At 72.2% G+C, this 13178-nt stretch carries 8 protein-coding genes and 1 pseudogene; 7 read left to right on the top strand and 2 right to left on the bottom strand.

Features of this window, described 5'->3' with window-relative positions; genetic code table 11:
• The first annotated feature begins 125 nt into the window (after nt 1-125).
• The 6 genes and pseudogenes from ACTMVF_RS00870 (at nt 126) to ACTMVF_RS00845 (ending at nt 6265) form a co-directional block, all read left to right on the top strand.
• The gene (locus ACTMVF_RS00870; protein WP_441269008.1) at nt 126-452 is read left to right on the top strand and encodes a hypothetical protein; all 327 of its coding nucleotides are present in this window, start codon (nt 126-128) and stop codon (nt 450-452) included.
• 393 nt (nt 453-845) lie between these two features.
• Nucleotides 846-1886: a bifunctional MaoC family dehydratase N-terminal/OB-fold nucleic acid binding domain-containing protein gene (locus ACTMVF_RS00865; RefSeq protein ID WP_441269007.1), complete on the top strand. Its 1041-nt coding sequence runs from the start codon at nt 846-848 to the stop codon at nt 1884-1886.
• A gap of 29 nt (nt 1887-1915) precedes the next feature.
• Nucleotides 1916-2302: pseudogene (locus ACTMVF_RS00860) on the top strand (MaoC family dehydratase); the annotation flags it as partial.
• Between the two features lie 170 nt (nt 2303-2472).
• Nucleotides 2473-3639, top strand: a complete 1167-nt coding sequence (locus tag ACTMVF_RS00855) for a lipid-transfer protein (RefSeq protein WP_441269006.1) — start codon at nt 2473-2475, stop codon at nt 3637-3639.
• A 146-nt stretch (nt 3640-3785) separates the two neighbouring features.
• Nucleotides 3786-4343 (top strand): SigE family RNA polymerase sigma factor, encoded by a 558-nt coding sequence (locus ACTMVF_RS00850; RefSeq protein ID WP_441269005.1) that lies wholly within the window; start codon nt 3786-3788, stop codon nt 4341-4343.
• A 245-nt stretch (nt 4344-4588) separates the two neighbouring features.
• Nucleotides 4589-6265: a long-chain fatty acid--CoA ligase gene (locus tag ACTMVF_RS00845; RefSeq protein WP_441269004.1), complete on the top strand. Its 1677-nt coding sequence runs from the start codon at nt 4589-4591 to the stop codon at nt 6263-6265.
• Nucleotides 6266-6437: 172 nt separating this feature from the next.
• Here ACTMVF_RS00845 and ACTMVF_RS00840 read toward each other — a convergent pair whose 3' ends face one another.
• Nucleotides 6438-7649 (bottom strand): MFS transporter, encoded by a 1212-nt coding sequence (locus tag ACTMVF_RS00840; protein ID WP_441269003.1) that lies wholly within the window; start codon nt 7647-7649, stop codon nt 6438-6440.
• Nucleotides 7650-7777: 128 nt separating this feature from the next.
• Here ACTMVF_RS00840 and ACTMVF_RS00835 point away from each other — a divergent pair, with 128 nt between their 5' ends.
• Nucleotides 7778-8356 carry a TetR family transcriptional regulator gene (locus tag ACTMVF_RS00835; RefSeq protein WP_441269002.1) on the top strand — a complete coding sequence of 193 codons (579 nt, stop codon included), beginning with the start codon at nt 7778-7780 and terminating at the stop codon, nt 8354-8356.
• 4 nt (nt 8357-8360) lie between these two features.
• Here ACTMVF_RS00835 and ACTMVF_RS00830 read toward each other — a convergent pair whose 3' ends face one another.
• On the bottom strand, nt 8361-12869 hold the full coding sequence (locus ACTMVF_RS00830; protein ID WP_441269001.1) for a PAS domain-containing protein: 4509 nt from the start codon (nt 12867-12869) through the stop codon (nt 8361-8363).
• Nucleotides 12870-13178: the final 309 nt, after the last annotated feature.

Here is a 13178-nt window from a genome sequence, read left to right as displayed (position 1 = left end):
CTCTGATCTCGCGACGTCGTGCACGGCTCCAGGGTGGTCGGCCAACTGCCTTGGAACGAGCAGTACTTCTGCACCACCTATGCGTCCGGCGGGGAGCCTGGGCGCACCTGTTCTGGAGGAACAACATGGCAAGCATCCGTACCGCCCGCGTCATCGCAGCCGTCTCCGCACTCCCGCTCGCCGCCGTACTGTTCACCGGCGTCGCGACGGCGGACAGCGGCGCCTTCGCGGACGACGGATCCAGCGCGGCCGTCACGAACGCCGCCCAGGGCCTCATCGGCAGCGGGGTCGGCGGCGACAACTACGGCACCTCGTCCACCACACAGCAGCAGGCGACCGGCTCCGGTGCCTCGAACCAGAGCAACACGGCCCAGGTCAACGGCTCCGCGTTCACGGCCGTCAACCAGGGCAACGACAACACGTCCGTCAACTTCACTCCGCTCTGGTGGTGAGCTGAGGGGGCCGGCGCCCCGGTGCTCACGCGCCGGCCCTCTCGGATCTGTGGGGTGTGCTGTGGGGTGCAACGCGTCTGCGCGGCGGTACTTCGGTGCCGCCGCGCAGGCGTTTTTCCGTGTTCCTGCTGGATTTTCCACGGCCTTCGGGTGGCCTTTGGCGGCTTTCCGGTGGCCTTCGACGGCCTTCTGGTGGCCTTCGGCGGCCCATGGCAGCCTTGACAGTGATGCATATCTGACGGACAGTCAGAAACCTTCGTGGGGGGCCTGGGACCCGGGACGCCCGGTGCCTCGTGAAGTTCCCAAAAACTCGTGGGAACCGGATCGGCGGTCGCGGTGTACCAGAAGTGTCAGTGCGATGCGCCGTGGGGCGATGAGGACGAGGGGGCGACGGTGAGCTACGAGCCCGTGGTGAGCCATGAGGCGGAAGCACGCGAGGAGTTCGAGACGCGGCTGAATGCCTACGAGGGGCAGCGCGCCGCTGTGTCGCGCGTGGGCAAGGACCCCGTCAACGCGCCCATGATCCGGCACTGGTGCGAGGCCATGGGCGACACCAACCCGGCGTACTCGGGACCCGACGCCATCGCTCCGCCCACCATGCTCCAGGCGTGGACCATGAGCGGCCTCTCCGGCCATACGGGACGCGCGCACGCGTACGAGGAGCTGCTCGGCCTGCTCGACGAGGCGGGCTACACCTCGGTGGTCGCCACCGACTGCGAGCAGGAGTATCTACGGCCACTGCGGCTCGGGGACGAGATCACCTTCGACTCGGTGATCGAGTCGGTGTCGGAGAGGAAGACGACGAAGCTCGGCACGGGGTACTTCGTCACGACCCGCATGGACATCCGCGTCGGCACCGACCTGGCGGGCACCCACCGATTCCGCATCCTCAAGTACGCACCCATACGCCAGGGCGGCCAGTTACGTCAGGCCGGTCAGTCACGTCAGGCCGGTCAGTCACGTCAGGCCGGTCAGTCACGTCAGGCCGGTCAGTCGGGGCCACGCAAGCAGCCTGCTCGCCCCCGCCCCGTGGTCAACCGTGACAACGCCGCCTTCTGGGAGGGCGTCCAGCGGCACAGCCTGCTCATCCAGCGCTGCACCGGCTGCGGCACCCTGCGGCACCCCTGGCTGCCCGGCTGCAACGCCTGCGGCGGCCTGGACTGGGACAAGGTCGAGGCGAGTGGCGAGGGGACGGTCTATTCGTACGTCGTGATGCACCACCCACCGTTCCCCGCCTTCGACCCGCCCTACGCGGTCGGCCTGATCGAACTGGCCGAGGGCGTGCGGATGATCGGCAACGTGGTGGGAGTGCCGTACGACAAGGTGCGGATCGGGCTGCCGGTGCGGCTCGAATTCCAGGAGTACGACGAGGGGTTGGCGCTGCCGGTCTGGCGCGCTCAGGAGTCTCAGCACATTCGGGAGGTCGTCGCATGAGGGCCGGTGAGGGCGTGGCGGGGAAGCGCATCAAGGCCGGTGACGAACTGCCGCCGCTGGAGGTCCCGATCACCCGCACCCTGATCGTGGCCGGGGCCATCGCCTCGCGCGACTACCAGGACGTGCACCACGACGCGGAGTCGGCCCGCCAGAAGGGCTCTCCCGACATCTTCATGAACATCCTCACGACCAATGGCCTGGTCGGCCGCTACATCACCGACCACTTCGGACCGACGGCCGTGCTGCGCACGGTGGCCATACGACTCGGGGCGCCCAACTACCCCGGAGACACGATGGTGTTGAGAGGCGCGGTCGAGAAGGTCGACGGCGACACGGCGACGGTACGGGTGGTCGGCGCGAACGGCATCGGCAGACACGTGACCGGCACGGTGACGGTGACCGTCCCGGCTGGGGCTGCGGGCACCGTCCCGGTGGGGGCGGCGGACAGTGCGCCGGTGGGGCCAGCGGACAGCGTGCCGACGGGGGCGGCGGACAGCATGCCGGTGGAGGCGGCGAGTGTGGCGGTGGGGGCGGCGGGCAGCGCGCCGACGAGGGCCACGGTCACCGCATCGTCGGAGGGCCCGGCATGAGCGTTCACGCGCGGGACGCCCTTGCCGGTCGGGCGGCGATTGTCGGTGTCGGGGCCACCGAGTTTTCCAAGGACTCGGGCCGCAGTGAGCTCCGGCTGGCCGTGGAGGCGGTGCGGGCCGCGCTGGACGACGCGGGGCTGACGCCCGGGGACGTGGACGGGATGGTGACGTTCACGATGGACACCAGCCCGGAGATCACCGTGGCCCAGGCCTGCGGAATGGGTGAGCTGTCCTTCTTCTCCCGGGTCCACTACGGCGGCGGCGCGGCCTGCGCGACCATCCAGCAGGCGGCGCTCGCGGTGGCGACGGGGGTCGCGGAGGTGGTGGTCTGCTACCGGGCGTTCAACGAGCGGTCGGGGCGGCGCTTCGGGTCGGGGGTGCAGCACCGGGAGCCGTCGGCGGAGGGCGCGGCGCTCGGCTGGTCGCTGCCGTTCGGGCTGCTCACGCCGGCCTCCTGGGTGGCGATGGCGGCCCAGCGATATCTGCACACGTACGGGCTGACGCCGGAGGTGTTCGGGCATGTGGCCGTCGTCGACCGCAAGTACGCGGCGACCAACCCGGCCGCGTACTTCCACGGCAGACCCATCACCCTCGCCGACCACGCGGCCTCGCGCTGGATCGTCGAGCCACTGCGGCTGCTGGACTGCTGCCAGGAGACGGACGGCGGCCAAGCGCTCGTCGTCACGTCCGTCGAGCGGGCCCGTGACCTGCCCCGTCCGCCGGCCGTCATAGCGGCGGCGGCCCAGGGCGCCGGCCGAGGGCAGGAGCAGATGACGAGCTTCTACCGGGACGACCTCACCGGTCTGCCGGAGATGGCCGTGGTGGCGCGGCAGCTGTGGCGGACGGCGGGGCTGGGGCCGGGGGAGATCGACGTGGGGATCCTGTACGACCACTTCACTCCTTTCGTGCTGATGCAGTTGGAGGAGTTCGGGTTCTGCGGAAAGGGGGAGGCCGGGGACCTCGTCGCCGAGGAGCGGCTGCCGCTCAACACGCACGGGGGCCAGCTGGGGGAGGCGTATCTGCACGGGATGAACGGCATCGCGGAGGGGGTGAGGCAGGTGCGGGGGACGTCCGTGAACCAGATACCCGGGGCGGAGCGGGTGCTGGTGACGGCGGGTACGGGCGTGCCGACGTCGGGGCTGGTCCTTGCCGCCGACGGATGACCCCCAGGGGTAATCCCGCAGTATGTGTCCCTCGCTCGTCCACCTTCAGGAGGTGGAGTCAGCCCCAGCCCTACAACCTGAGGCGGACGTTGCTTCGGCACCTGCGGCCGATCCGCTGGAGCAGGGGCCGCTCATAGCGTGGAGCCATGACCACACCCGTCTGCACCAGCGCTTCCGACGCCGCGACGCGGTCCCGGCCGAATGCGACGTATCCCTCCTTCACGTCGTACGTGCGGGCCCGCCAGCCGGTGCTGCTGCGTACCGCCCGCTCGCTGACCGCGAACCCGAGCGACGCGGAGGACCTGCTGCAGACAGCGCTCACCAAGACGTACGTCGCCTGGGAGCGCATCGAGGACCATCGCGCGCTCGACGGCTATGTGCGCAGGGCGCTGCTGAACACGCGGACGTCGCAGTGGCGCAAGCGCAAGGTCGACGAGTTCGCCTGCGACGAGCTGCCCGAGCCGGAGCCCACCCCCGGCCACGACGACCCGGCGGAGAAGCAGGCGCTGCACGACGCGATGTGGCGCGCGATCATGCGGCTGCCGGCCCGGCAGCGGGCGATGGTCGTCCTGCGGTACTACGAGGACCTCAGTGAGGTCCAGACGGCCGAGGTGCTCGGGGTCTCCGTCGGCACGGTGAAGTCGGCGGTGTCACGAGCGCTCGGGAAGCTGCGCGAGGACGCTGAGCTGGGGCTGGTCCGCTAGTACCGGCGCAGGGCTGACGGCGAGGTCCTGAGACCGGGGCCCCTGTCGACCACCGCGCCGGCCCTGTAACCCACCTTCATCCCCGTTGCCTCCACCCCGTCCCCCGACTCAGCCCGATCGAACCCGCCTCCCCGTTATCGTCACGCCACCATGAACGCAACGTGACATGATCGATCACTCTCCCCTAGTGACATACCGCGCGGTATGCGCGCAGAATCTCCGCAACCCTTACTACCGCGTAGGCAATGTCGCCCCGGGAGGACGCCGTGCTGAGCACCATGCAGGACGTACCGCTGCTGATCTCGAGGATCCTGACCCACGGGTCGACGATCCACGGCTCATCGCAGGTCATCACCTGGACCGGAGAGGCCGAGCCACACCGCCGTTCCTTCGCGGAGGTCGGTGCGCGTGCGGCGCAGCTGGCGCACGCCCTGCGTGAGGACCTGGGCGTGGCCGGTGACGAGCGGGTCGCGACCCTGATGTGGAACAACGCCGAGCACGTCGAGGCGTACTTCGCGATCCCCTCCATGGGCGCGATCCTGCACACCCTCAACCTCCGCCTCCCGGCCGAGCAGTTGGCCTGGATCGTCAACCACGCGGCCGACCGTGTGGTCATCGCCAACGGTTCGCTCCTCCCCCTGCTCGCCCCGCTGCTGCCGCACCTCAAGACGGTGGAGCATGTGGTGGTGTCGGGGCCGGGTGACCGTTCCGCGCTGGCGGGCGCGTCCGTGCAGGTGCACGAGTACGAGGAGCTGATCGCCGGCAAGCCGACCACGTACGACTGGCCGGAGCTGGACGAGCGTCAGGCCGCCTCCATGTGCTACACCTCCGGCACGACCGGGGACCCGAAGGGCGTCGTCTACTCCCACCGCTCGGTCTACCTGCACTCCATGCAGGTCAACATGACCCAGTCGATGGGCCTGACGGACCAGGACACCTCGCTGATCGTGGTGCCGCAGTTCCACGTCAACGCCTGGGGACTGCCGCACGCCACCTTCATGACCGGCGTCAACATGCTGATGCCGGACCGCTTCCTGCAGCCCGCGCCCCTCGCCGAGATGATCGAGGGCGAGAAGCCGACCCACGCGGCCGCCGTGCCCACCATCTGGCAGGGCCTGCTCGCCGAGCTCACCGCGAAGCCCCGGGACGTCTCCACCCTGGGCCAGGTCACCATCGGTGGCTCGGCCTGCCCGCCCTCGCTCATGGAGGCGTTCGACAAGCTGGGCATGCGGGTCTGCCATGCCTGGGGCATGACGGAGACCTCCCCGCTCGGCACGGTCGCCCGGCCGCCGGCGCATGCGGTCGGCACGGCGGAGGAGTTCGCGTACCGGCTGACCCAGGGCCGTTTCCCGACGAGCGTCGAGGCCCGCCTCACCGGCCCCGGCGGCGAGCGCATCCCCTGGGACGGCGAGTCGGCCGGTGAGCTGGAGGTGCGCGGCCCCTGGATCGCCGGCGCCTACTACAACGGCCCGGACGCCGACCCCCTGCGCCCCGCCGACAAGTTCAGCGAGGACGGCTGGCTGAAGACCGGTGACGTCGGCACCATCTCTCCCGACGGCTTCCTCACCCTCACCGACCGCGCCAAGGACGTCATCAAGTCCGGCGGCGAGTGGATCTCCTCGGTCGAGCTGGAGAACGCGCTGATGTCCCACCCGGACGTCGCCGAGGCCGCCGTGGTCGCCGTCCCCGACGACAAGTGGGGCGAGCGCCCGCTGGCCACCGTCGTCCTCAAGGAGGGCGCCACCGCGGACTTCGAGACGCTCCGCGCCTTCCTCTCCGACGAGGGCAAGATCGCCAAGTGGCAGCTCCCGGAGCGCTGGTCGGTCATCCCGGCGGTGCCGAAGACGAGCGTCGGCAAGTTCGACAAGAAGGTGCTGCGCAGGCAGTACGCCGAGGGCGACCTGGACGTCACTCAGCTCTGACACGCATACGGCGGCCGGGACGAGGCGGGTTCGTCCCGGCCGCCGAGCACTTCACCCGGCACGACGCCTTCACCGCCGTACGCTCCACTGACGTCCGGCACCTTCACCGCCGTACGCTCCGCCGACGTACGGCACCTTCCTCGCCGTACGACTCACGCCCCTTCCGGCGTCGTCACCGCCGCCCGGCGGTCAACCCCCACCCCACCACGAGCCAAACCCCGGCCACCGCACACACTCCGCCCCAGCCGAAATGCCCGAAGGCGAAGCCGGCCAGGGCCGAGGCGGTCGCGCCGCCTGTGAAGCCGGCGACGACATAGGCGCTGTTGGCGGTCGCGGGGGAGGTCGTGGTCGTCAGGGCCAGCGTCTGGTTGGCGACGTGGGAGGCGACCAGGGCGGCGTGGATGGCGACGGCGGCCACGAACAGCGCGACCATCACGCGCCCACCCAGCCAGAACAGTGGCACGGACACGGCGGCGAGCAGGTACGCGGACCGTACGACCCTGGCGGCGCCGAAGCGGTCGACCAGGCCGCCCGCGAGCGGGGCCACGACACTCGCGGCCAGCCCGAAGAGGCCGAAGAGCCCGGCGGTCGCGGTCGAGAGGGCGTACGGCTCACCCGTCAGCAGCAGGGCCAGCGAGGTCCACAGGGCGCTCCAGGCGCCGTACATTCCGGCCTGCCGTAGGCATGCGCGCCACAGGTCGGGGGAGCGGCGCACCAGGCCCGGCATCGCGGTGAGGCCCGAGAGGAGACCGCCTGGGCCACCGGTGCGGCGGGAGCGTTCGGCAGGCAGGACGGCGGCCGTCAGCAGGCCGAGCACGGCGGTGAGTACGGCCGCCCCCACGAACACCCACCGCCAGCCGAAGGCCTGCCCGGCGAGGCCGCCGAGGACGCGGGCGGCGACGATGCCCGTGAAGAGCCCGGCGATGAGGGCGGCGACATGGCGGGCGCGGCGTTCGGCGGGGGCGCGTTCGGCGACGAGCGGGACCAGGAGCTGCGGGACGACGGTCGCCGCGGAGGCGACGAGGACGGCGGCCGCGAGCGCGGTGGTCCCGGTCGCCGCGGCACCCACGGCCAGGGCCGCGGTCGTGGCCAGCGACAGCACGGCGACCAGTCGGCGCCGGTTCACGCGGTCGCCGAGCGGGGCGAAGAAGAGCAGGCCGGCGGCGTAGCCGAACTGCGCGACCGATGCGATCCAGGCCACCGCCGAGGGAGCGGTGCCGAAGTCCTGCGCGATGACCGAGAGCAGCGGCGCCGCGAGATAGATGTTGGCGGCCGTGACGGCGGAGCACAGGGCGATGAGGGGGAGGAAGAAGCGGGACGGGACGGCCGTACCCGTCGGCTGGCGGGCGGGCCTGACCTGCTGTTCTGTGGTCGCCTGCGACATGAGCGGAGTGACTCCTTCGAGTCGGCTCTAGTAACTAACTGGTTGGTTGGCTATCTGTGAACAGTCTGCGCGGGGCACCCCTTCCCGTCAACCAAACAGTTGGTTATTTGCCCCGCTACCCTGAACCCATGGCAGTGAGGGACCCCGAGGCCACAAAGGCCCGGATCTTCGACGCGGCGGTCGCGGAGTTCGCCCGCTACGGCATCGCGGGCGCCCGCGTCGACCGCATCGCGGCCGAGGCGAAGGCCAACAAGCAGCTCATCTACGCCTACTACGGCAACAAAGCGGAGCTGTTCACCAAGGTCCTCGGGCAGGTCATGCTCGACCTCGCCATCGCCGTCCCCGTCGACCCTGACGACCTCGACGGCTGGATCGACCGCCTGATGGACTACCACGAGGCCCACCCCGAGGTGCTGCGGCTGCTCCTGTGGGAGGGCCTGGAGTACGGCACCGACGAGTTGCCGGACGAGACCGAACGCCAGGAGCACTACCGCCACAAGGTCGCCGCGCTCCAGGACGGCCAGGACCGCGGCGTCGTCACCGGCGCCATCCCGGCCCGCGACCTGCTGTTCCTGCTGATCGCGGTGGCCGACTGGGTCACCGTCGTCCCCCAGATGGCCCGCATCCTGGTCGGCGGAGACGACACCGACCGCGATCGCCTGCGTGCCTCGGTGAAGGAGGCCGCGCGGCGGATGGTCGCCAGGTAGGGGGCTAGTTGGTCCCGATGCGGGACAGCAGGTCCACGATCCGGGACTGCACCTCACCGCTGGTGGACCGCTCGGCGAGGAACAGCACCGTCTCGCCGGAGGCCAGCCGCGGCAGGTCGGCCTGGTCGACGGCGGCCGTGTAGACGACGAGCGGGGTGCGGTTGAGCTGGCCGTTCGCACGCAGCCAGTCCACGATCCCGGCCCGGCGCCGATGCACCTGCATCAGGTCCATCACCACCAGGTTCGGCCGGAAGTCACCCGCCAGTGCCACCGCGTCGGCATCACTCGCGGCCCGCGCCACCTGCATCCCGCGCCGCTCCAGCGTCGCGGTCAACGCCAGCGCGATCTCCGCGTGCTCCTCGATGAGCAGGACGCGCGGCGGATGCTGCTCGCTGTCCCGTGGCGCGAGCGCCTTCAGCAGTACGGCGGGATCGGCGCCGTACGCCGCCTCCCGCGAGGCCTGCCCGAGCCCCGCCGTCACCATCACCGGCACCTCGGCGGCCACCGCCGCCTGCCGCAGCGACTGCAGCGCGGTCCGGGTGATCGGCCCGGTCAGCGGGTCGACGAACAGCGCGGCCGGGAACGCCGCGATCTGCGCGTCGACCTCCTCGCGCGAGTGCACGATGACGGGCCGGTAGCCGCGGTCGCTGAGCGCCTGCTGGGTCGTCACGTCCGGCGCCGGCCACACCAGCAGCCGCCGCGGGTTGTCCAGCGGCTCCGGTGGCAACTCGTCGTCCATCGGCTGCGGGCGCGGGGTGTCGGCGACCTCGACGGCCCCGCCCGGCCCGTCCAGCGGCTCGGGTCCCTCGGCGGCGTTCTCGTCCGGCGCGCCTATGGCGTACGACCGCCCGGCGCCCTCGGTCACCGGCGCCAGCCGCGACTGCCCGGCCTGCGAGGGCTGGGGCTGCCCGCCGAGTGACGGCTGCGGCGACGGGGAGGGAACCGGCTGCGCGGGCACCGGCTGCTCGGCCTGCGGATGCGGCCGTGCCGCCTGTTCCGCCGGCGCGCCGGTCCGGGTGGCGGGGTCGGGTGGCGTACCCAGCTTGCGGCGCCGTCCACCGCTGGTCTGATGCGGGGGAGGCGTCGTCGACGGCTGCTGCACCTGCGCCGCCTGCCGTGTGAAGGGCACCCCCTGCCCCAACGTCCGCACACTGATCGCCCGTCCCTGCGTCGAGTTCGGGTCGACGGGGGCGCCGGGAGCGGCGGCGGCTTCGGCAGGCAGAGGCTGCGCCGCACGCTGCTGGGTGGCCTGGGCCGCCGCGGCCGCCTCGGGAGGCAACGGGGTGCCCGGAGCCGGCGTACCCGGGGCGGGCTGGGGCTGCGCCTGCTGAGGGGCGTTCGGATTCGGCGGTACGGGGGTGGCGGAGCCCTGCGGCGGGACGGGAGCGCCGGCCGTGTGCGGGGGCGCGGGGGTCGCCGCAGCAACGTTCGCCGGTACGGCTGTCCCGGCGCCGGAGGTGTCGTCGGCAGCGGGCCACGGCTGGGGGGCCGGGGTGCCCTGCCCGGGGGCCGCCTCGGTGGGGAGCGGCTGGCCCGGCACCGGCTGCACGGGGGCGGGGTGGCCAGGCACCGGCTGGGGCTGACCCTGCTGCACGCCCTGGTCGGCGGCAGCCTGCGTCGGCGCGCCCTGCGTCGGCGCCCCGGCGGCTTCCGCCGGCTGGCCCACGGCCCGGCGACGACGCCCGGTCGGCGCGCTGGTCGGATGCGGCTGCGGCGGGGTGTGGTCCTCGGACTGGTCGTGCGGCACGGCATCGTGCCGACCGTCGTCGACGCGTACGTCACCGGGGGCCCCCTGACCGGGAACCTGGACCTGGCCGGGAACCTGGACCTGACCCGGAACCTGGACCTGACCCGGACTCTGGGCTTGGCCCGGGGCCTGCCCCTGCACAGGAGCCGGCACCTGACCCGCACCCGGGATCGCACCCGGAACCGCACCCGGAACCGCACCCGGGACCGGAACCGCATCCGGCATCTGCCCCGGAGCCACAGGCGAAGCCGGAGTCATGGCCGCCCCCGCACCCGCGCCCGTGGTCGGAGTCATGGCCGAACCCGAACCCGAACCCGGCGCCGGAGTCGGCTCCGCGCCGCCCTGCCCCTCCACACCGTCCACACCGTCGGCGGCGGCAGCCCGGTCCGCCGCGGCGGGCGGCAGCGCGAACACCTGACGAGGCCCCGCCTCCTGCGCCCGCGCCTGCGCGGCACCCCGCTCGGCCGCCGCGGCCAGGGCACGCCGCCGACGCCCGGTCGGCTGAGGACTCTCACCCGAACCGGCCGTACCGGCCTCGGAACCCGGCTGGGCGGCGTCACCGCCCGCAGGCAGCGCGGGCGGCAGCGCGTGCTGCTCTCCGCCGTCACGTCGGGCACGTCGCCCACTGGGGGCGGGCACACCTTGCGGGGGTACGGTCCCGCCGAGCCCGTTCCCGGCGGCCGCGGTCCCCGCAGCGTGCTCGGCGGCCATGACGACGGCTCCTTCGGCGACACCGCCCTGGCCGTCCAGGCCACCCTCGCCCCCGTCGCCACTCTCGGCCGGTCGCGCGCGCCGCCGCCCGGTACCGCCGGATGCCTCGCCGCCGGCGTCTCCCGCACCCTGCGGGAGCTCCGGCGCAGGCGCGGCCGCGCGCCTGCGCCGCCGTCCGGTGGGCGCCGCGCCCTCGGCGTCGGGGGCCTCGGCCTCGGCACCGGGCGTGTCGCTCTCCAGGAACGCATCGACGGAGGACCGCCGGGCCCGCCGCCGACCGCCCCCGGCACCCTGCTCGCCGCCCTCGGCGGCAGCCTCGGTCCCGTCACCGGCCTCAGCCGCGGCGACCGCGGCGACCTCGACGGCAGCGGCGGGAACGGCGGGAACGGCCCCGGCCCCACCGCCGATCGGCACTTCGAGGACGTACGCACTGCCGCTCATCCCCGGCACCTCGTGTGTCTGCAGCACACCGCCATGAGCCCGCACGATCCCGCGCACGATGGGCTCGTGCACCGGGTCTCCCCCGGTGTACGGCCCACGCACCTCGATCCGTACGACCTCACCGCGCTGCGCCGCCGCGACGACGACGGTGTTGTCCATGTAACCGCCCGCCGACACGGGCGAGTTGCCGGTCGCGTCGACGCCGGCGACATCGGCGACGAGATGCGCGAGCGCGGTGGCGAGGCGCTGCGGGTCGACCTCGGCCTCGATGGGCGGTGCGTGCACGGCGAACTGCACCCGCCCGGGTCCGATGAGCTCGACGGCCCCGTCGACACCCGCGGCGACGACGGCGTCGAGCATCACCTTCGTACGGGTGACGCCTTCGCCACCCGAGTCGAGCCGCTGATACCCGAGGACGTTGTCGATCAGTGTCGTGATCCGCGAGTACCCGGCCGACAGGTGATGCAGCACCTGGTTGGCCTCGGGCCACAACTGCCCCGCGTCGTCCGCGGCGAGCGCGGCCAGCTCCCGACGGAGTTCGTCGAGCGGACCGCGAAGGGAACGCGCGAGCAGCGTCAGCAGCTGCTCGTGCCGACCGGCGAGAGCCTCGTACCGGTCCTTCTCCCGCTCCCCGAGCGCGGCGTACCGCTCCTCACCGGCGGCGAGCTCCTCCTGGTGCCGCTCCTGCAGCTCCTCGGCCTCGGCCACGTGCTTCTGCCGCAGGGCGGTCAGCTCGGAGGCGTGCTCCTCGGCGAGGCGCTCCAGTTCCTGGGCGTGCCGCTTCTCCGCCGCCGCCTTCTCATCGGCGAGGGCGTCGTAGGACCGCCGGTCGGTGAAGGTCATCACGGCGCCGACGAGCTGGTCGCCGTCGCGCACGGGCGCGGTCGTCAGGTCGACGGACACCTTGTCCCCGCCCTTGGACCACAGCACCTGCCCACGCACCCGGTGCTTGCGCCCCGAGCGCAGGGTGTCGGCGAGCGGAGACTCCTCGTACGGGAAGGGGGACCCGTCGGCACGGGAGTGCACGGCGAGCGTGTGCAGCTCACGCCCACCGAGCTCACTGGCCCGATAACCCAGTATCTGAGCGGCGGCCGGGTTGACGAGAACGATCCGCCCCTCGGTGTCGGTTCCCACGACACCTTCCGACGCCGCCCGCAGGATCATCTCGGTCTGCCGCTGCGAACGCGCCAGCTCGGCCTCGGTGTCGACGGTCCCGGAGAGATCCCGCACGACGAGCATGAGCAGCTCGTCACCGGTGTAGCCGTAGCCGTCGTAGGCCTGCTGGCCGTTCTCGAGATTCGCGGACGTGACCTCGACCGGGAAGTCCGTCCCGTCGGTCCGCCGGGCCATCATCCGGGTCGGCTTGGTCCGCCCCTGCGGATCCATGTGATCGGGCCGCCGCATGGACCCCGGGATCAGCTTCGAGTCGAAGTGGGGCAGCAGATCGAGCAGCCCCCGCCCGACCAGAGCGGTCCCCGGCGCCTCGAAGGTCTCCAGGGCGATGGTGTTGGCGTTGACGACGGTCCCATTGGCATTGACCAGCACCAATGCGTCGGGAAGCGCGTCGAGTATGGCTGCGAGGCGAGCAGCGCCTCGGGATGGCCTGCTGCTCACGAGACGCTTCCTCCCTGTTACCGCACCTTGCCGACCGCTCGAGCCATCTTGCCAACCGGCCCGCAGCGTGTCACGCGAGGGAGTCTAAGGGCTGAGGTTGCGCTCGCGACGCCGGATGAGAGGGACGTCGCACGACGAAGTGACCCAGAACGTATGACCGCCTGTGCAGACGTCCCCCCAGCTCCACTTCGGCTTCCCTCCAGCTTTTGCGAGACCTTCGCGGGAGTTTTACGGACTCGGTGCGTCCGGTATGGAAAGTCCGTGCGACCGATGACGAACGTGGGTACGCCGACCGCACATCAGCCCTCA

The sequence above is a fragment of the Streptomyces sp. SD31 genome, from assembly GCF_052068475.1.
Lineage (GTDB): Bacteria > Actinomycetota > Actinomycetes > Streptomycetales > Streptomycetaceae > Streptomyces.
Note: the sequence above shows the minus strand (reverse complement) of the source record. Positions and strands in the feature narration are given on the sequence as shown.